17 protein-coding genes and 1 riboswitch are annotated in these 19030 nt (G+C 60.5%); of the genes, 8 read left to right on the forward strand and 9 right to left on the reverse strand.

What is annotated here, in order from left to right; all coding sequences use genetic code 11:
• Positions 1-172: 172 nt before the first annotated feature.
• Positions 173-2050, reverse strand: a complete 1878-nt coding sequence (gene thiC, locus WA943_RS15230) for a phosphomethylpyrimidine synthase ThiC (protein ID WP_424470747.1) — start codon at positions 2048-2050, stop codon at positions 173-175.
• 46 nt (positions 2051-2096) lie between these two features.
• A riboswitch (TPP riboswitch) is annotated at positions 2097-2208 on the reverse strand.
• 100 nt (positions 2209-2308) lie between these two features.
• On the opposite strand from thiC, the gene WA943_RS15235 reads away from it, so the two are divergent.
• Positions 2309-3376, forward strand: coding sequence for an NAD(P)H-dependent flavin oxidoreductase (locus tag WA943_RS15235; RefSeq protein ID WP_424470748.1), 1068 nt, complete (start codon positions 2309-2311; stop codon positions 3374-3376).
• 97 nt (positions 3377-3473) lie between these two features.
• Positions 3474-3917 carry an MAPEG family protein gene (locus WA943_RS15240; protein ID WP_424470749.1) on the forward strand — a complete coding sequence of 148 codons (444 nt, stop codon included), beginning with the start codon at positions 3474-3476 and terminating at the stop codon, positions 3915-3917.
• 58 nt (positions 3918-3975) lie between these two features.
• On the opposite strand, the gene WA943_RS15245 is transcribed toward WA943_RS15240, so the two are convergent.
• On the reverse strand, positions 3976-5268 hold the full coding sequence (locus WA943_RS15245; protein ID WP_424470750.1) for an adenylosuccinate synthase: 1293 nt from the start codon (positions 5266-5268) through the stop codon (positions 3976-3978).
• Positions 5269-5465: 197 nt separating this feature from the next.
• Between WA943_RS15245 and WA943_RS15250 the strand changes: the two genes are divergently transcribed.
• Positions 5466-6338, forward strand: coding sequence for a pentapeptide repeat-containing protein (locus WA943_RS15250; protein ID WP_424470751.1), 873 nt, complete (start codon positions 5466-5468; stop codon positions 6336-6338).
• Between the two features lie 87 nt (positions 6339-6425).
• The gene (locus WA943_RS15255; protein WP_424470752.1) at positions 6426-7010 is read left to right on the forward strand and encodes a hypothetical protein; all 585 of its coding nucleotides are present in this window, start codon (positions 6426-6428) and stop codon (positions 7008-7010) included.
• A gap of 47 nt (positions 7011-7057) precedes the next feature.
• Here WA943_RS15255 and serA read toward each other — a convergent pair whose 3' ends face one another.
• Both serA and WA943_RS15265 read right to left on the reverse strand, forming a co-directional pair.
• Positions 7058-8635: a phosphoglycerate dehydrogenase gene (gene serA / locus WA943_RS15260; protein ID WP_424470753.1), complete on the reverse strand. Its 1578-nt coding sequence runs from the start codon at positions 8633-8635 to the stop codon at positions 7058-7060.
• Between the two features lie 79 nt (positions 8636-8714).
• The gene (locus WA943_RS15265; protein ID WP_424470754.1) at positions 8715-9890 is read right to left on the reverse strand and encodes a phosphoserine transaminase; all 1176 of its coding nucleotides are present in this window, start codon (positions 9888-9890) and stop codon (positions 8715-8717) included.
• Positions 9891-10103: 213 nt separating this feature from the next.
• On the opposite strand from WA943_RS15265, the gene WA943_RS15270 reads away from it, so the two are divergent.
• A complete protein-coding gene (locus WA943_RS15270; RefSeq protein WP_424470755.1) occupies positions 10104-11807 on the forward strand; it encodes an ABC transporter ATP-binding protein/permease in 1704 nt (567 codons plus the stop codon).
• Between the two features lie 22 nt (positions 11808-11829).
• Here the strand turns inward: WA943_RS15270 and WA943_RS15275 are convergent, their stop codons facing one another.
• On the reverse strand, positions 11830-12630 hold the full coding sequence (locus tag WA943_RS15275) for a PhzF family phenazine biosynthesis protein (RefSeq protein ID WP_424470756.1): 801 nt from the start codon (positions 12628-12630) through the stop codon (positions 11830-11832).
• 171 nt (positions 12631-12801) lie between these two features.
• Here WA943_RS15275 and WA943_RS15280 point away from each other — a divergent pair, with 171 nt between their 5' ends.
• Positions 12802-13287, forward strand: coding sequence for a GNAT family N-acetyltransferase (locus WA943_RS15280; protein ID WP_424470757.1), 486 nt, complete (start codon positions 12802-12804; stop codon positions 13285-13287).
• Positions 13288-13315: 28 nt separating this feature from the next.
• Here WA943_RS15280 and thiD read toward each other — a convergent pair whose 3' ends face one another.
• Genes thiD through WA943_RS15300 form a run of 4 tightly spaced genes read right to left on the reverse strand, consistent with a single transcriptional unit; the run spans position 13316 to position 17055 of the window.
• Positions 13316-14149 (reverse strand): bifunctional hydroxymethylpyrimidine kinase/phosphomethylpyrimidine kinase, encoded by an 834-nt coding sequence (gene thiD, locus WA943_RS15285; protein WP_424470758.1) that lies wholly within the window; start codon positions 14147-14149, stop codon positions 13316-13318.
• Positions 14149-15495 (reverse strand): phosphoglucosamine mutase, encoded by a 1347-nt coding sequence (gene glmM, locus WA943_RS15290; protein ID WP_424470759.1) that lies wholly within the window; start codon positions 15493-15495, stop codon positions 14149-14151. Before glmM ends, thiD begins: the two co-directional genes overlap by 1 nt.
• Positions 15496-15555: 60 nt before the next feature.
• A complete protein-coding gene (folP, locus tag WA943_RS15295; RefSeq protein ID WP_424470760.1) occupies positions 15556-16377 on the reverse strand; it encodes a dihydropteroate synthase in 822 nt (273 codons plus the stop codon).
• Between the two features lie 54 nt (positions 16378-16431).
• Positions 16432-17055 (reverse strand): TetR/AcrR family transcriptional regulator, encoded by a 624-nt coding sequence (locus WA943_RS15300; RefSeq protein ID WP_424470761.1) that lies wholly within the window; start codon positions 17053-17055, stop codon positions 16432-16434.
• Between the two features lie 170 nt (positions 17056-17225).
• Between WA943_RS15300 and WA943_RS15305 the strand changes: the two genes are divergently transcribed.
• Both WA943_RS15305 and WA943_RS15310 read left to right on the forward strand, forming a co-directional pair.
• Positions 17226-18485, forward strand: a complete 1260-nt coding sequence (locus WA943_RS15305) for a cytochrome P450 (RefSeq protein WP_424470762.1) — start codon at positions 17226-17228, stop codon at positions 18483-18485.
• A gap of 18 nt (positions 18486-18503) precedes the next feature.
• Positions 18504-18827 carry a 2Fe-2S iron-sulfur cluster-binding protein gene (locus WA943_RS15310; RefSeq protein WP_424470763.1) on the forward strand — a complete coding sequence of 108 codons (324 nt, stop codon included), beginning with the start codon at positions 18504-18506 and terminating at the stop codon, positions 18825-18827.
• The last annotated feature ends 203 nt before the right edge of the window (positions 18828-19030 follow it).

Here is a 19030-nt window from a genome sequence, read left to right on the forward strand (position 1 = left end):
CTCCCAGAGGGAGAGGGAGTTTAAGGACGACCGCTTTCTAGCCCTCTCCCTCTGGGAGAGGGTTGGGTGAGGGCCTTTCTTCGTCATTGGAGAAAGAAAATGGGTCCCGGGAACCAGTCCCCGGGACGACATTGAGTTTTATATCCCGCGCTGCCCAGAGTGAGAATTGGGGTTACGGAATCGGATTCTCCCGTTTCGCACCAAGCGCCGCATTTGCCGACTTGGCCGCGTCGATGCTCTCCTCCAGATAAATCTCCGCGCCGGAATTGCGGAATTTGTCCGACATCTGCGCCATGCCGCTTTCGGCATATTCGCGCACGTCCTGCGTGATTTTCATCGAGCAGAATTTCGGGCCGCACATGGAGCAGAAATGCGCGACCTTGTGCGCGTCTTTCGGAAGCGTCTGGTCGTGAAACTCCTTCGCGCGTTCCGGATCGAGCGAAAGGTTGAATTGGTCCTCCCATCGGAATTCGAAACGGGCGCGTGACAGCGCATCGTCGCGAAGCTGCGCCGCCGGATGACCCTTGGCAAGATCGGCGGCATGAGCCGCGATCTTGTAGGTGATGACACCTTCCTTCACGTCGGCCCGATTTGGCAAACCCAGATGCTCCTTGGGCGTCACATAGCAAAGCATGGCGCAACCAAACCAGCCGATCATGGCCGCACCTATGCCGGATGTGATGTGGTCATAGCCCGGCGCGATATCGGTCGTCAGAGGCCCAAGCGTATAGAAGGGCGCGCCGCCGCAATGCTTGAGCTGCTTGTCCATATTGACCTTGATCTTGTGCATCGGCACATGACCCGGCCCTTCGATCATCACCTGACAGCCCTTGGCCCAGGCGATCTGCGTCAACTCGCCAAGCGTCTCAAGTTCGGCGAATTGTGCTTCGTCATTGGCGTCCGCAATCGAGCCCGGACGCAACCCGTCGCCGAGAGAAAACGACACGTCGTAAGCGCGCATGATGTCGCAAATCTCTTCGAAATGCGTATAGAGGAAGCTCTCCTTGTGATGCGCCAGACACCACTTGGCCATGATCGAGCCGCCGCGCGAGACGATGCCCGTCACGCGCTTTGCCGTCAGCGGCACATAGGCGAGGCGCACACCCGCATGAATAGTGAAGTAGTCGACGCCCTGCTCCGCCTGCTCGATCAGCGTGTCGCGATAAACTTCCCAAGTCAGGTCCTCGGCGACGCCGTCGACCTTTTCCAGCGCCTGATAGATCGGCACCGTGCCGATGGGCACCGGCGAGTTGCGGATGATCCATTCGCGCGTGTTGTGGATGTTGCGGCCGGTGGACAGGTCCATGACATTGTCCGCGCCCCAGCGGATCGCCCAGACCATCTTGTCGACTTCTTCGGCGACCGACGATGTAACGGCGGAGTTGCCGATATTGGCGTTGATCTTCACCAGGAAATTTCGACCGATGATCATCGGCTCGACTTCGGGGTGATTGATATTGGCCGGGATGATGGCCCGGCCCAGCGCCACTTCGTTGCGGACGAATTCCGGTGTGATGAATTCAGGAATATCGGCGCCGAAGCTTTCGCCTTCCGCAAGCTTGTGCGCGGCATTGGCGAGCGCCTGCTTGCGGCCGATATTCTCGCGCTCGGCGATATAGGCCATCTCGGCGGTGATGATGCCCGCGCGCGCATATTCATACTGCGTGACCGGATGACCCGGCTTGCCCTTGCGCGGACGGTGATGCGTCGGAAAGGCGCGAGCGAGTTTGGCGTCGGACACATTGCCATTGTCTTCCGGCTTCACCTCGCGACCCTGATAGATCTCCGTGTCGCCACGCGCATCGATGAAAGCCTCGCGCGTACGCGGCAATCCGCGCTCGACGTCGATGACCGCCAGAGGATCGGTGTACGGGCCCGACGTGTCGTAAACGCGGACCGGCGGCTCATTCGCTGTCGGGTGAAGCGCGATCTCGCGAAAGGGCACACGCAGGTCTGGAAAGCCATCCGGCGTTGTGAAAATCTTGGTGCTTGCGGGCAGCGGACCCGTCGTCACGTCCGGTGTATTGGGGGCGTTCGCGTGAACATTCATAATGGATCTCCGTCCAGAAAGGTTTCGGAAATCCGGGATTATGCGGAGGATGGCGGTGTCCCGTCCCTTCGCCGGCATTACCCGGATCAGGTTCTAAGGGTGGTGAACCTGCATCAGGTTCATCTCAGCCGGTTGCACCGGCCCCCCTCGGAATGCGGCGAGTGTGGACCATGGGCGACAAGGCTGCAAGAGTTGCGCTTCCCCGCCAAAAGGTTCATCTGAAAGGCATCTATTCACACGGGTTAAGGGTCAGGATCCATGACATTTCCAGATAGGCTGACGAAACTTCTCGGCCTCGATCTGCCGATCGTGCAGGCGCCGATGGCAGGCGCGGCAACGCCGGAACTTGCCGCCGCTGTTGCAAATTCCGGCGGGCTCGGTTCGCTTGGCGTCGCAATGATGTCGCCGGCAGTCTTGCGCGAGACAATCGGCAAGCTGCGTGGCCTTACCAACAAGCCGTTCAACCTCAATTATTTTGTGCATCAGGAGCCGAACCTCGACGGCTTCGATGCAAAGCCGATGCAGGCGGGGCTTGCGCCTTTCTATAAAGAATTCGGCCTCGGCGAAGTGCCGGCCCCCGCCTCGCCGGCGCCTGCGTTCAACGCCGAAGCGCTGACGCTGCTGCTGGAACTCGCACCGCGCGCGGTAAGCTTTCACTTCGGCCTTCCCGACGCCGCGGCCATTGCTGCAATCCGCGACAAGGGCATTGTCATTCTCGGCTGCGCCACGACGAGCGCCGAAGCACGCGCACTGGAAAAAGGCGGCGTCGATGCAATCGTCGCGCAAGGACACGAAGCGGGCGGGCATCGCGGCACGTTCCTCAATCACGTCGATCTCGGAACCGTCGGGACGATGGCGCTGGTGCCGCAAGTGGTGGACGCCGTCAAAGTACCGGTGATCGCGGCAGGCGGCATCGGCGATGCGCGCGGGATCGCCGCCGCCTTCATGCTGGGCGCGGCAGGCGTGCAACTCGGCACGGCCTATCTCGTCTGCCCCGAAACCAACATGCATCCGCTCCACCGCAAGGCGCTTGCCGAAGCATCCGACCATGCGACCGTGGTGACGAAGCTTTTTTCCGGACGCCCTGCCCGCGCCATCCGCAACCATCTGACGGAGGAACTGCACCACCTCGAGGAAAAGACAGCCCCTTTTCCCACCCAGCGCGCGCTCGTCGCCGCACTGGTCGGGGCCAGCGGCAAGGCGGACCGCGCAGAGTTCATGCAGCTCTGGTCAGGACAGGCGGCGGCGCTTTCAAAGCCCGAACCTGCTGCCGAAAAGACCGTGCGCCTGATGCGTGAGGCGGAAAAATTGATGAGCGGTCGGTAGTTCAAGCCACTTCTCCCATAATGCCGACGCCTCTTTTCCGCGATAACCTCTCTTTCGGGGGTCCGATTCGTGGCCCCGTAAACGGGGAAGAACGACCATGACTGTTGAACTGTCTGCAATTGTCTGGAGCGGCATATTGCTGCTCCTGCTGATCCTGATTTCGGCCTTCGGCAATGTGCGCGCCATGGGTCAGGCCTGGGGCATCGGCAATCGCGAAGAACAGGCGCCGGGCACCGGATGGGCGGGCCGGGCCAAACGCGCCTATATGAATCTGCTCGAAGGATTGTTGGTGTTTTCGGCGATCGCCATTCCGGCGCATCTCGCAGGCATCCATTCGGGCTTGACCGTTCTGGCCGCGCAGCTCTTTCTTGCCGGTCGCGTCGCTCACGCGATCGTCTATCTTCTGGGCTGGACTTTCATCTCGATCCGCACGCTGGTGTGGCTCGTTTCGATCGTCGGTATCGTGATCTTCGCCTATGCGGTCGTGACATCGGGCACGTTGATACTGGCGGCAGCGCCTGTGGTTGCAGCGCCGATGTAGGGCATACAAGATCGCCGGCGGGAGAGAGGCGACACGCTTCGCCCTCTCCCACCGGCGCTCAATCTTCGAACGGGTCTTTCATCAGGATCGTATCGTCGCGTTCAGGCGACGTCGAAAGCAGCGTCACCGGCGCTTCGATCAGTTCCTCGATGTGACGAACATACTTCACCGCCTGAGCCGGAAGCTGCGCCCAGGAACGCGCGCCATAAGTCGTCTCTTTCCAGCCTTCGAGCGTTTCATAGATCGGCTCAACACGAGCCTGAAGCGCGGCAGAGGCCGGGAGATAATCGATGGTCTTTCCGTCGAGCTTGTAGGCGACGCAGATCTTCACTTCATCGAAGCCATCAAGCACGTCGAGCTTTGTCAGCGCGATGTCGGTGATGCCGCTCGTCTTGATCGCCTGACGCACAAGCACCGCATCGAACCAGCCGCAACGGCGCTTGCGCCCCGTAACGGTGCCGAATTCACGGCCACGCTCGCCGAGCTTCTGGCCGTTCTCGTCATGCAACTCGCTCGGAAACGGGCCTTCGCCGACGCGCGTCGTATAGGCCTTTGTGATGCCGAGAACCGTGTGGATCGCCGACGGCCCCATGCCGGAGCCGATGGCCGCCTGCGCCGACACGGTGTTCGACGAGGTGACGTAAGGATAGGTGCCGTGGTCGATATCGAGCAGCGTGCCCTGCGCGCCTTCGAAGAGAATGCGGCTGCCCTTGCGGCGCATTTCATCGAGAAGACGCCAGACCGTATCCATGAAGGGCAGAACCTTCGGTGCGACTTCCTTCAGCAATGCGGTAAGCGCCTTGCCGTCGACCAGTTCGGTGCCGAGCCCCTTGCGCAGCGCATTGTGGTGCGCGAGCAGCTTCTCGACCTTTTCTTCCAGCGCGTCGAGATCGACCAGATCCATGACGCGCAGCGCGCGGCGGCCGACCTTGTCCTCATAGGCAGGGCCAATGCCGCGCTTCGTCGTGCCAATGCGCGTGCCGGAAGTCGAGCTCTCGCGGATTTCATCCAGCTCGCGGTGAAGGGGCAGGATCAACACGGCGTTTTCAGCGATGCGGAGATTTTCCGGCGTGACCGAAACCCCCTGCTCTTTCAGGCGGCCAATTTCGTCGCAAAGCGCCCAGGGATCGACGACGACGCCATTGCCGATGATCGCCAGCTTGCCGGGGCGAACCACGCCTGAGGGCAGCAGCGAGAGCTTGTAGGTCTTCCCGTCGATGACGAGCGTATGGCCGGCATTGTGCCCGCCCTGGAATCGCACCACCACATCGGCGCGCTCCGAGAGCCAATCCACAATCTTGCCCTTGCCCTCGTCACCCCACTGAGAGCCGACAACCGCTACATTCGCCATGATTTCAATGCCTTAGACTGAGGGCGCATAGCACCCTAAACAAGCCAAAAGCCCCCATGCCGGAAGGCAGGGAGCTTTCGCATTGTCTACCGGATTGGCTCACGGAAGGAAAGTGGATATCCACCCCGAAAACCGATAGACGAAAGGTCTCGCGGCCCCGGTTGATCCGGCCGCCCAGGGGGCTACCAAAGAACGCCATGTCACTTGCCGTTCCCGCCACTGCGCCTGAGCCGCTAGGCCTGCCCGATGAAACGGGCGCGGGGCTCAATGCGCTGCATGTCGATGCCTTCATCACCACAATCATTTTCTCGATCTGCCTGCACGTCCTGCTGAGCCTTATCGGGGCCTACCGTTTCGCCGAGCCGCCTCCCGCCTATCAGCGCGCCCGCGATCTGCCCCATATCAATGCCGAGCTTGTGCCGCCGCAGCCGCAGGCCGCCGAGGCAATCGGCGAAGCGCAGAAGGCGGCGGAAGCAAAGCTCCCGCCTGTCGACGCAAAGCTCGTCAATTCCATGATCGCGGATGCGGGTAAAACCCTGCTGGCCTGCCGCAACTGCACGCTGGCCGGAGCAAATTTCAACAAGGCCTATTTACGGCTCGCAAGCCTGCAAGACGCCGACCTGCGCAAGGCCCAGCTCACCCGCGCCGATCTCACAGGCACACGGCTCGCACGCGCGAACCTCGAAGGCGCAGACCTGTCCCATGCGAATGCGGCAGGCATCGACCTTACAGGTGCGAACCTCAAAGGCGCCGATCTCTCGCATGCGCGGCTCGACGCGGCGCTGGTCGAGAACGCGGATTTTACGGGCGCAAAACTCGTCGGCGCAAATCTGCGCCTCATCGAATATGTGAAGGGTGTGAAGTTTCGCGATGTCGACGCGACCGGCGCGATCTTCCGCTATGCCTCGTTGCGTGGCGTCGATTTCAGAGGCGCAAACCTGTCGGGTGCCGATTTCACGCGCGCCTGGGGATTGTCGAACGAACAACTGGCGCTTGCTTGCGGCGACGACAAGACGCGACTGCCAGACGGATTGGTTATTCCCACATGCCGCAAAGCGGATGGCGAATAAGCTTTCCCAGAATAGCCCGGCGCGACATGGCGTGGCTGACCTGCGATAGTCGGCATACGCATTTCCCTATCGGCAAGGACGCGAGCCATGAACGTGAAGATCGACGAGTTGATGGGCCGCATCCAGGGCCTCGAACTGGAACTTGAGGCTGAATTCTCCAAACAAAGCGCCGAGCTTCGTTACGGACTTGAGCATGGGCGCGTCGCTTTCGAGGAAGAAATTCTGCGCCGCCACCGCGAGCTGAAGACGCGGCTGTCACGCTACATACTCAACGCAAAGCCGCTCGTCGTGCTGACCGCACCGTTCATCTATTCCCTGATCGTACCGCTCGTCCTGCTCGATATTTTTGTGAGCCTCTATCAGGCGGTCTGCTTTCCGGCCTATGGCCTGGAGAAGGTGAAGCGCAGCGAATATCTCGTCTTCGATCGCGGGCATCTCGCCTATCTAAACATGCTAGAAAAACTCAATTGCGCCTATTGCTCCTATGCCAACGGCCTCATCGCCTATGTCCGCGAAATCGCCGGACGAACGGAGGCCTATTGGTGCCCGATCAAGCATGCGAGGAAAGCAATCGGCGCACATGAGAAGTATCGCGACTTCGTCGCCTTCGGCGATGCGCAAGCCTATCGCAAGCGCATAGAGGAACTGGAAAAGGCCGCACAAAAGAAATAGGCGGCGCTCCTTTCGGAACGCCGTCTATGCATTGAGAGCGCTTCAGATCAGAAGCTTAGCGCCTTGGCCTGCACGACATGCGGCAGAGCCTGGATTTCGCTCACCACGGCTTCCGGCACCGCGCCATCGACTTCGACGAGGCAGATCGCGTCGCCACCGGCCTTTTCACGGCCGAGGTTGAAGTTCGCGATATTGATATTCGCCTTGGCAAGAACCGAACCCAGCGCACCGATGAAGCCCGGCTTGTCCTGGTTCGTGACGTAGAGCATGTGCGTGCCCAATGCCGCTTCCATGTCGACGCCCTTGATCTGGATCAGGCGCGGCTTGCCGCCGGAGAAGACCGTACCGGCAACCGACTTCTCGCGCTTGCCCGTCTTCACGGTGAGGCGGATATAGGTTTCGTAAGCGCCACGCTGTTCGCGCTTCACTTCGGAAACCTGAATGCCACGTTCCTTGGCAATGACCGGCGCCGAGACGGTGTTGACGTCGACAAGCTGCGGCTTGAGGAGGCCCGTCAATGCGGCATTGGTGAGCACGCGCGTATTCATGTTGGCGACGTCGCCTTCATATTCGAGCGTCACTTCCATGATGCCTTCTTCTGTGAGCTGACCGGCAAAGGAACCGAGCTGCTGGGCGAGCGTCGCAAAAGGCGTCAGCTTCGGCGCTTCTTCCGCCGAGATCGACGGCACGTTGACCGAATTGGCAATCGCGCCGGAAAGTAGATAGTCAGACATCTGCTCGGCAACCTGAAGCGCGACGTTTTCCTGCGCCTCATTGGTCGACGCGCCCAGATGCGGCGTCGCGATGATCTGTTCCATGTCGAACAGGATGTTGGCCTTCGCAGGCTCTTCCTCGAACACGTCGAGGGCCGCACCGGCAACTTGACCGCTTTCGATCGCCGCCTTGAGATCGGCTTCGACGATAAGGCCGCCGCGTGCGCAATTGATGATGCGAACGCCCTTCTTCGTCTTGGCAAGGTTTTCGGCATTGAGAATGTTGCGCGTCTGCGGCGTCATCGGCGTGTGCAGCGTGATGAAGTCAGCGCGCGCGAGCAGGTCATCAAGCTCGACCTTCTCGACGCCGATATCGGCAGCGCGTTCCACCGTCAGGAACGGATCGAAGGCGATGACCTTCATCCTGAGGCCGATCCCGCGATCCGCGACGATCGAACCGATATTGCCGCAGCCGATGATGCCGAGCGTCTTGGCCGTCACTTCGACGCCCATGAACTTCGACTTTTCCCACTTGCCGGCATGCGTCGAGGCATTGGCCTGCGGAATATCGCGGGCGAGCGCGAACATCATGGCGATGGCGTGTTCAGCCGTCGTGATCGAATTGCCGAACGGCGTGTTCATCACGATGATGCCCTTCGCCGTCGCGGCGGGCAGATCGACGTTGTCGACGCCGATACCGGCGCGACCGACAACCTTCAGCTTCTTTGCAGCGTCGATGACGGCGGGCGTCACCTTGGTGTTGGAGCGAATGGCAAGACCGTCATAGTCGCCGATGATCTTGATCAATTCGTCTTTATCGAGACCGGTCTTCACATCGACCTCGATACCGCGATCCTTGAAAATCTGCACGGCGGCGGGCGACAGCTTGTCGGAAATCAGAACTTTGGGCATGAAAGCCTCCTTCTGGGAACGGGAGGTCGCGGAGCCGAAGCTCCGCGCCGTCCGCGTCAGTACCGAAAACGGGAAGTGATTAAGCCGTCGCCGAAAGCGACGCCTTGACCTGCGCGAAGGCCCAATCGAGCCAGGGCGTTAGCGCGCGCATGTCGTCGACTTCAATCGTCGCGCCCGCCCAGATGCGAAGGCCGGCCGGTGCATCGCGATAGCCCGCGATGTCATAGGCAACGCCTTCCTTGTCCAGCAGATCGGCGATCTTCTTGGCGAAAGCCGCCTGATCGTCGTCCGAAAGCGCCGTGATCGTCGGATCGACGACCTTGAGGCAGACGGAGGTGTTGGAGCGCGTCTTGACGTCCTCTGCAAGGAAATCGACCCAGGGCGTCCGCTCGACCCATTCGGCGATGACCGCCGCATTGCCGTCGGCGCGCGAAATGAGCGACTTCAATCCACCGATGGACTCAGACCAGTTCAGCGCATCGATATAATCTTCCACGCAAAGCATGGAGGGCGTGTTGATCGTCTCGCCCTTGAAGATGCCATCAATGAGCTTGCCGCCCTTGGTCATCAGGAAGATTTTCGGCATCGGCCATGCGGGCGTATAAGTCTCAAGCCGCTCGACTGCGCGAGGGCTGAGGATCAGCATGCCGTGGGCCGCTTCGCCACCGAGCACCTTCTGCCAGGAGAAGGTCGTAACGTCGAGCTTCGCCCAGGGAAGATCCTGCGCGAAAGCGGCAGAGGTTGCGTCGCAAATGGTGAGGCCTTCACGGTCCGCCGGGATCCAGTCACCGTTCGGCGCGCGAACGCCCGACGTCGTGCCGTTCCATGTGAAGACGACGTCGTTCTTGAAATTCACTTCAGCGAGGTTCGGCAGCTTGCCGTAACCGGCTTCAAGCCTGCGCACGTCCTTCAGCTTCAACTGCTTCACGACATCGCTGACCCAGCCGGAGCCGAAGCTTTCCCAGGCGAGCATGTCGACGCCGCGCGCGCCGAGCAACGACCAGAGCGCCATTTCCACAGCGCCGGTGTCGGACGCGGGAACGATGCCGATCTTGTAGTCGGCGGGGACGCCGAGAATGGTGCGGGTTTTTTCGATGGCCTCGACAAGACGCGCTTTGCCCGGCTTCGAGCGATGGCTCCGGCCGAGAAGGGCTTTTTCGAGGTTCTTGAGGTTCCAGCCCGGCCGCTTGGCGCAGGGACCAGAGGAGAAGCACGGATTAGCAGGACGTGCGTCAGGACGTGTCTGAGTGGTCATCTCTAACCTACCCTTCCAGATAGATGCCTCCCGGTGGGGGGAGGTGGCCCGCCGCGGGATATAGGCCCGCAGCGTAAAGCTGTCAAACAACGTTTTTCCAACTGTCCGAACCCCGCGGTAAATGACGGAAATGTAAGGATTCTCGACCGCCGGATGCCTTCACGCTTCGCTAAGCTTTGCCCAGCCGCGAGACATCGTCCGAGGACTCAATCCATGCCCCGTATTGAACGCCGCTTTTTCCGCGATGCCTGGGAATTGACGAAACCTTACTGGACATCGCAAGAGCGATGGACGGCGCTGGCGCTGATCGTCGGCATCGTCGTGCTCAATCTTTTCCAGGTCTATCTCTCGATCTGGCTCAACGAATGGCGCGGCATTTTCTTCGATGCGCTTCAGAATTACGACAAACCCGTCTTCGTGCATCAGCTCTGGCGCTTCTCGGCTTTCGCCGCTGTAGCGCTGGCAACAGGGCTGCTTACCTTTTACTGGACGCAGCTTTTGCAGATCCGCTGGCGGCGCTGGATGACGGAGCGCTACATCGACGGCTGGCTGGAACGCAAAGCCTATTACCGCATGCAGATCGAAGGCAGCGAAACCGACAACCCCGACCAGCGCATTGCCGACGACCTGCGCCTCTTCACCGGCCAGGTGCTCACTCTCTCGATCGGCCTGCTGAGTTCCGTGGTCACATTCGTCTCGTTCATCTCAATCCTCTGGGCGCTTTCAGGGCCGCTCACCATTCCGCTCGGCACTTATGGGAGCATCACAATTCCGGGCTACGCCGCAATCGGCGCGATCCTCTATGCAGGGCTTGGCACATGGGCAACGGTGAAACTCGGCCGCCCGTTGATCGGCCTCACCTTCAACCAGCAACGCTATGAAGCCGATTTCCGCTACAGCCTCGTACGTTTGCGCGAGAACTCCGAAAGCATCGCCTTTTACAAGGGTGAAGAGCACGAAGCGCGGGTGCTGAACGGGCGCTTCAGCAATGTCTATCGCAACTTCATTGCGCTGCTGATACGGCAGATGAAGCTCAACGTGCTGAACAGCACCTATTCGCAAATCGCACTCATCGTTCCATACATCGTCGCCGCACCGAAATATTTCGGCAAGGCAATCCAGTTCGGCGGCGTCCAGCAGATTGCCACCGCCTTCGATCAGGTGCAGACCTCGCTCTCCTTCATCGTCAATTCCTATTCCGACATCGCAGAGCTGCAAGCGGTGATGATCCGTCTGACGCAATTCGAACATCGCGCCGCTGCCGCACGCGCCGAGACGCCCGCCATTGATATCGCACAATCGGAAGGTGGCGGGCTCACCGTGAGCGATCTCGACCTTGCCTTGCCCAACGGCTCGATGCTGAAGCGCGGCATAAACATCAACGTGCCCAAGGGCGCACGCATGCTTGTGATGGGCGAAACAGGTGCAGGAAAATCAACCCTGCTTCGCGCCATCTCCGGCCTCTGGCCATTCGGTCGCGGACGGATCGTGTCATCCGCAAAGCGCCCGCTCTTCCTGCCGCAGAAGCCATATATTCCGCTCGGCACCTTGCGCGAGGCATTGCTCTATCCCTACAAGCCCGCCGATGTGACGGACCTCGTGCTTATCGGCGCGCTGAATGCGGTCGGCTTGGGCTCCCTCGCGCAGGAACTCAACCGCGAGGACAAATGGGCGCAGCGTCTATCGGTCGGTGAGCAACAGCGCCTCGCCTTCGCCCGTGTTCTGATCCACAAGCCCGATATGATCTTTCTGGACGAGAGCACATCCGCGCTCGACGAAACGTCTGAGGCAGAACTTTATCACCTGATCGAGTCGCTGCCGGAACGGCCGACCGTCATTTCAGTCGGCCACCGCAGCACGCTGAGACCATTGCATGACGAGGTGTTCATTCTGGGTGGCGCGGTGGCGCCGGCCTGATCGTCAAGGCGAAGACGGAGCGTCAGACCACGATCTCGCCTTGCAGATAATCGACGCAACGTCCGCGTATGATGACGCGCTCGCCCGCATCCGTGCACCAGAGCGTGCCACCACGTTTCGAGATTTGCCGCGCAACGAGGTCCGCCTTGCCGAGTTTCTTCGCCCAATAGGGAACGCTTGTGCAATGCGCGGCGCCTGTCACCGGGTCTTCGTCAATGCCGTGCGCGGGCGCGAACATGCGTGAAACAAAGTCGATGCCCGAACCGTCATCCCCTGCAGCCGTGCAGATGACACCGGGCCCGCCGAGCGAGACCAGCAGCCGCTTCAGCAGCGCCATGTCGGGATCGAGCGCCGCGACCTCGGCGGCGCTATTGAACAGAGCGAGAATAAATTTGCTCTTCATCGTCAGCACCGGTTTCGCACCCAACGCGCGAGAAAGACCCTCGGGTTCCGGCGACGGTTTTGCGGGATCGAGCGGAAAATCCATGACGATCAAATCGCCGTCGCGCTTGACGGTCAGCCGCCCGCTCAGCGTTTCAAAATGAATCGCCGGCTTTGCATGACCGAGATGCTTGAAGATCACATGCGCGGAAGCAAGCGTCGCATGCCCACAAAGAGGTACTTCGATTGTCGGCGTGAACCAGCGCAGGCGGAAGCCTTCTCCCTCTGGCGCGAAGAAGGCAGTTTCGGCAAGATTGTTTTCAGCCGCAATCGCCTGCATCACAGCGTCGGCAGGCCACTCAACGAGTGGCACAACCGCCGCCGGGTTGCCCTCGAACACACGATCCGCAAAGGCATCGACCTGATAGAGCGTCGCTTTCATTTGTTATCCGGAACCGTCAAAACTCGATGGATGAAATCCTGCCAGTACCAGCGTGAACAAAGGCTAACTTCATCCACCCGGTGTGAGCTGGCGAAATAATACGAGCGCTGCGGAGCAATGTCATTCGTGCTAGGATGATTTTCAGAGGTTTGCATGGCGTCGACCGTTCAAATGACAAAACCCGTCCTCATCCGCCCCGCCTGGCCGGACGAAGGCCCTGCCCTGTCGGCGCTCGCAATGGAAGCGAAAGCCCATTGGGGTTATGACGACGAGTTCATGGAGCGTTGTCGCGCCGAGCTCACGGTGACGCACAGACGCATAGGCCGCGAACGCATTCGCGTTGCCGAGACAGGTGGCGAGATTGCCGGATTTTCTTCAATGAAGGTCGGCGACGGAAAGGCGGATGTCGAGGATCTGTTCGTCAATCCCCGCTTCATCGCTACAGGGATCGGGCGTTTGCTCGTCGCAGATTTTCTGGGATATGCGCGCCGCCACGGCATTCCCCTCGTACATGTCGAAGCCGATCCAAACGCGGCAGCCTTCTACGAGCACGAAGGCTTCAATCTTTGTGGCGAAGTGCCGTCCGGCTCCATTCCCGGACGCATGCTGCCGCTGATGGAGATCAGGTTCCGGCCGGAAGACCGATGGCTACAGTAAACGCACCTGAGCCTGATATTCAGGAACGCTAGTTCTCGTCGTTTCGACGGAGCGTATGCGCGTGGTAAAGCGGCCCGTGGCCCTTGCCAAAGCCGGGCGCCGTGCGGATCGCTTCATGCACATAGTCGCGGGCAACCTCGACGGCCTCGCGCAAATCCGCGCCCTGCGCCATCAAGGCGGCAATCGCGGAAGCAAGCGTGCAGCCCGTGCCATGCGTGTGCCGCGTGTCGATGCGCGGCGATGACATGACCTCGATGGATTCATGCGTCGCCAGCACGTCGAAAATCGTCTCGCCCGGAATATGCCCGCCTTTCAGCAGCACGGCATCGCAACCAAGCCCGAGCAATGCGTCGGCCGCCGCTTTCTGCTCATCAAGCGTCTCGATGCGACGACCGGTCAGTGCGGCGGCTTCCGGCGCATTGGGCGTCAGAAGCGTTGCAAGCGGAATGAGCGCGCGCTTGAAGGCGTCGATTGCCTCCGTCTGCAGAAGCGCCGCGCCGCCCTTTGCGATCATGACCGGATCGACGATAAGCGCCGCATTGGGCGCGCGGTCGGAAATTTCTTCCGCCGCCGCCTCAATGATCTCGACGGAATGCAGCATGCCGGTCTTCACCGCATCCGTTCCGATATCGTCGAGCACGACCCTGATCTGCGCCCGCACTATATCGACCGGAATCTCGTGAATGCCGTGAACGCCGAGCGTGTCCTGCACGGTGATCGCGGTGATCGCCGTCATCGCATAGCCGCCCAGCGCCGTGACGGTCTTGATGTCAGCCTGAATGCCCGCACCGCCGCCGGAATCGGAGCCTGCGATGATAAGGACGCGGCCTCTCGGGCCGATGATTGAATTTTCGATGGGCATTACGCGGCGTGGCTTTCGATGGCCGAACAAATATCGCGCACGACGGATTTGACCAGCGCCTCATCGTCACCCTCGCCCATCACGCGGATAAGCGGTTCCGTACCGGACTTGCGAATGACGAGACGGCCTTTCTTGCCGAGCCGCTCCTCGCCTTCGCGGATCGCGGCGACGACTTCCTTCTCGTTCAAAGGCTCGCCCTTCTTGTAACGCACATTCTTCAAGAGCTGCGGCAGCGGATCGAAGAGATGACAAAGCTTCGACACCGGCACGCTTCCGGCCTTCAGCACGGCAAGAACCTGCAGCGCAGCGATAAGTCCGTCACCCGTGGTCGAGAAATCCTTGAGCACGATATGGCCGGACTGCTCGCCGCCGACATTGTAGCCATGATTGCGCATATGCTCGACAACATAGCGGTCGCCAACCTGCGTGCGTACAAGCTCCAGATCGAGACCACTGAGAAAGCGCTCAAGACCGAGATTGGACATGACGGTCGAGACGATGCCGGGCGCGGAAAGTTTGCCTGCGGCTTTCCATGAACGCGCAATCAGCGCCATGATCTGATCGCCATCGACGATATGCCCGTTCTCGTCGCAGATGATGAGACGGTCCGCATCGCCATCAAGCGCAATGCCGATATCGGCGCGGCGCTCGCGCACGGTCGCGCACATGCGCTCAGGCGCCGTCGATCCGCAATCCTCATTGATATTGAAACCGTCCGGCTCCGTGCCGACGGCGACGACATCGGCTCCAAGTTCATAGAGCACAGCAGGCGCAACCTTGTAGGCCGCGCCGTTCGCGCAATCGATGACGATGCGCAATCCCTCAAGCGTGAGATCGCGAGGGAAGCTGTGCTTCACATGTTCAATATAGCGCGCCTGCGCGTCGTCGATGCGCTTGGCACGACCGAGATCGCGCGGCCCAGCGAGATCGTTGGCAAGGCCGTTATCCATGTGATGTTCGATCTCAAGCTCCACCTCATCGCTGAGCTTGAACCCGTCCGGCCCAAAAAGCTTGATACCGTTATCCTGAAAGGAATTATGCGAAGCCGAGATCATCACGCCGAGATCGGCGCGCAGCGACCGCGTCAGCATGGCGACCGCGGGCGTCGGCAGCGGGCCGAAGAGGAAAACATCCATCCCCATCGATGTAAAACCGGCCGTCAGCGCCGGTTCCAGCATATAGCCCGAAAGGCGCGTATCCTTGCCGATCACAACACGATGGCGATGATCGCCACGGCGAAACACGCGCCCGGCAGCCATTCCGACGCGCAACGCCGTTTCCGCCGTCATCGCGCCTTCATTCGCCGTTCCGCGAATGCCGTCGGTGCCGAAATATTTTCGCGCCATAAAATTCATAATCCCGCTTGTTTGAGATGCTGAATATAGAGCCTTATCCCAAAAACGGAGTTAACGATTTCTTGCTGAATCTTTCAAAGCTGCAAGCACGGCGAGCCCGTCGCGCAAAGGGGCCGGCTCGTGGGTGCGGATAAAATCGGCACCGTTCTGCGCCGCAAAGAGTTCCGCGGCAAGTGTGGCCGCCCCGGCCTCTCCGGGCGCGCGACCTGTCAGCGTCCGAAGAAAAGACTTCCGCGACACGGAAACAAGGAGCGGAAGGCCGAACCGGGCCTTCAATTCGCCGAGCCGCGCCAGGACCTCAAGCGAGGGCCGAGGCGTCGAACCGAGAAAAAAGCCCATGCCCGGATCGAGAATAAGGCGGTCGCGCGCAATACCCGCATCCGCCAATGCGGCAATACGCGCCTCAAAAAAGCGCGACACATGATCGAGGATATCGCCGCTCGGAGCGTCGCGCCGATCAGCCTGCCCGTCCTGCACCGAATGCATGACGATGAGGCGCGCCTCATGCGCCGCCAGCTTGGGATAGATAGCCGGCTCAGGAAATCCCCTGACGTCGTTGAGATAGGCAACACCGCGAGCGAGTGCATAAGCCTGCGTTTCAGGCCGGTAGCTGTCGATGGAAATTGCAGTACCGTCGGCAAGAAGCGCATCGAGCACAGGCGCAAGCCGCGCAATCTCTTCCGCCGCCGAAACCGGCGCCGCATCGGGATTGCTCGATGCAGGCCCAAGATCGATCACATCAGCGCCCTCGGCTGCGAGCTTGCGCGCATGCGCGATGGCAGCTTCGGGCGCCAGATATTTTCCTCCGTCGGAAAATGAATCCGACGTGATGTTGACGATACCGAGAATTTTTGGCGCGACGTCAGAGGTCATGAAGTCATATTTGGCGCAGTTTCGACGCCAAGGCAACAAGCCCCCGGCAGGCTATCAGCGGACCGGTGCATCCAGCCCGATGCACATGACGCCGCGCACCAACTGGTCGACGAGCTTGTCCACATCGTTTCGTGACGCGCCAGCGAACTGCATCAACGCCACCGTATGCCCGCCGCCGATATAGATGCGCGCTGCCGCCTTGGTGTTGAGCGCGTCAGGGAACAGCTTTTGTCGCTTGCCGCGCGCGAAGATTTTCTGCGTCGCATCATGCAGACGATCGAGAACGTCGAGATAGCGTGGCCAGGTCTCGGTGCCGACGCCTGTGCTCCAGTCGAGCCAGACCTTGATCATGTCAGGCTTTTCCCGTGCATCGCTCGCGAAGCGGTCGGCCAGCGCCATCAGCGCGTCAAAAACCGGCACGATGCTGCCAAGCGTGTCGGCAACGATACCGTCGAGATAGGCCTCAACCTCGCCGAGCGTCGCCGAAACAAGATCGTCGCGCGTACGGAAATAGGAATGAACCGCCGAAACGGAAACACCCGCGCGCTCAGCCACATGGGAGTGGGTCGCCCGCGCCACGCCGTGTTCGGCAAAGGCGGCGATGGCGCAGGCAAGAAGCTGCGACCGCCGCTCTTCAGGCTGCAAACGGGTGCGCGGGACCCTGGGTTTCGCTGTCACGGCGGGCTTCGGCTCCGAGAATCGGGGAAATCGGTCCGAATTATAGATGGATGCGGCGCGGCGCACAGGGGGCGGATGCCTCTTAAAAAAACCTAATTGACTCTTCATGCAATAGCTATTGATACTTTACACAATAGCGAGTCTGGGAGGACCGCCACCGGGAGGAACATATGACGACCCAAACATTGGAAACGCATGGCGCCTACGCCCTGCCGCTCGACAAGATCGATGTGAGCAACCCCGATCTTTACTTCCACGACACGATCGAGGGTTATTTCAAACGCCTCCGGACGGAAGACCCGGTCCACTACTGCGCGCAAAGCGCCTACGGACCCTATTGGTCCGTGACGAAGTACGCCGACATCATGCATGTCGACACCAATCATCAGATCTTCTCCTCTGAAGCGAGCCTCGGCGGCATCACGATCGACAACGCGCTCTCGATCGCCGAAGAAGGCGGCATCGACCTGCCAAATTTCATCAGCATGGACCCGCCGCGACATGACGAGCAGCGCAAGGCGGTCAGCCCGATCGTCGCTCCGTCGAACCTCGCCAAGCTCGAAGGCACGATCCGCGAGCGTGTCTGCCGCGTGCTCGACGGGCTTCCTCTGGGCCAGGAATTTAATTGGGTCGATCGCGTCTCGATTGAACTGACGACGCAGATGCTGGCGACGCTGATGGACTTTCCTTTTGAGGAGCGCAGCAAGCTCACGCGCTGGTCGGACGTGGCAACGGCGGCGCCCGGCAGCGGCATCGTCGATAGCTGGGAACAACGCACGCAGGAACTGATGGAGTGTGCGGGTTATTTCCAGAACCTCTGGAACGAGCGCGTCAATGCGAAGGAGCCGGGTTCCGACCTCATCTCCATGCTCGCCCATTCGCCCGCGACGCGGAACATGACGCAAGTGGAATATCTGGCGAACGTGCTACTCCTCATCGTCGGCGGCAACGATACGACGCGCAATTCGATGACGGGCGGCGTTCTCGCCTTCCACAAGAATCCGGGCGAGCTGGCGAAGCTTCAGGCGAACCCCGCGCTCATCGACAGCACCATTCCCGAAATCATCCGCTGGCAAACGCCGCTGCCGCATATGCGCCGCACGGCGATTGTCGATACGGAGCTTGGTGGCAAGACGATCCGCAAGGGCGACAAGGTCGTCATGTGGTACCTCTCGGGCAATCGCGACGAGGACGCAATCGAGCGGCCAGACGAGTTCATCATCGACCGCGCGCGTCCGCGTCAGCACCTGTCCTTCGGCTTCGGCATCCACCGTTGCGTCGGCAACCGTCTTGCTGAAATGCAGCTCCGCATCCTGTGGGAAGAAATTCTGGCGCGCTTCTCGCGCATTGAGGTGATGGCCGAGCCCGAACGCGTACGCTCCAACTTCGTGCGCGGCTACACCACCCTGCCCGTCCGTCTTCACGCCTGAACGCCGGAGAGAATTGAAATGCCGACGATCAAATATGTCGAAACCGACGGAACCGTGCATGCCGTCGATGCCAATAGCGGAATCACGGCGATGGAAGCAGCGGTAAAGAATGCCGTGCCGGGAATAGACGGTGATTGCGGCGGCGCCGCCGCCTGCGCCACCTGCCACGTCTATGTCGATCCCGACTGGATCGAAAAGACGGGCACGGCAGCCGAAGGGCTTGAAAAGAGCATGCTCGATTTTGCCGAGGATGTGCGCGAGACGAGCCGCCTTGCCTGCCAGATCGCGATTACGGACGAACTTGACGGACTCATTCTGAGGCTGCCGGAGAAGCAGCACTGAAACAGGGGAGGCTCCGGAGAGGGCGGAGGGAGGCTCCTAGAGCCTCCCTTTTATTTTCAGGGAAGCTCACCGAGAAGCCGTACAAGCACCGGTTCAATCGCTTTCGCCATTGCCGCCTGACCTTTCGCATTCGGATGCAGCGGCCCTTGCGCCCCCTGTTCGACAAAGAGCGACGCATCAAGCGCACCCTCTTTGATGAAGAT

The sequence above is a fragment of the Parvibaculum sp. genome (assembly GCF_049651025.1).
In the GTDB taxonomy this organism is placed as follows: Bacteria; Pseudomonadota; Alphaproteobacteria; order Parvibaculales; family Parvibaculaceae; genus Parvibaculum.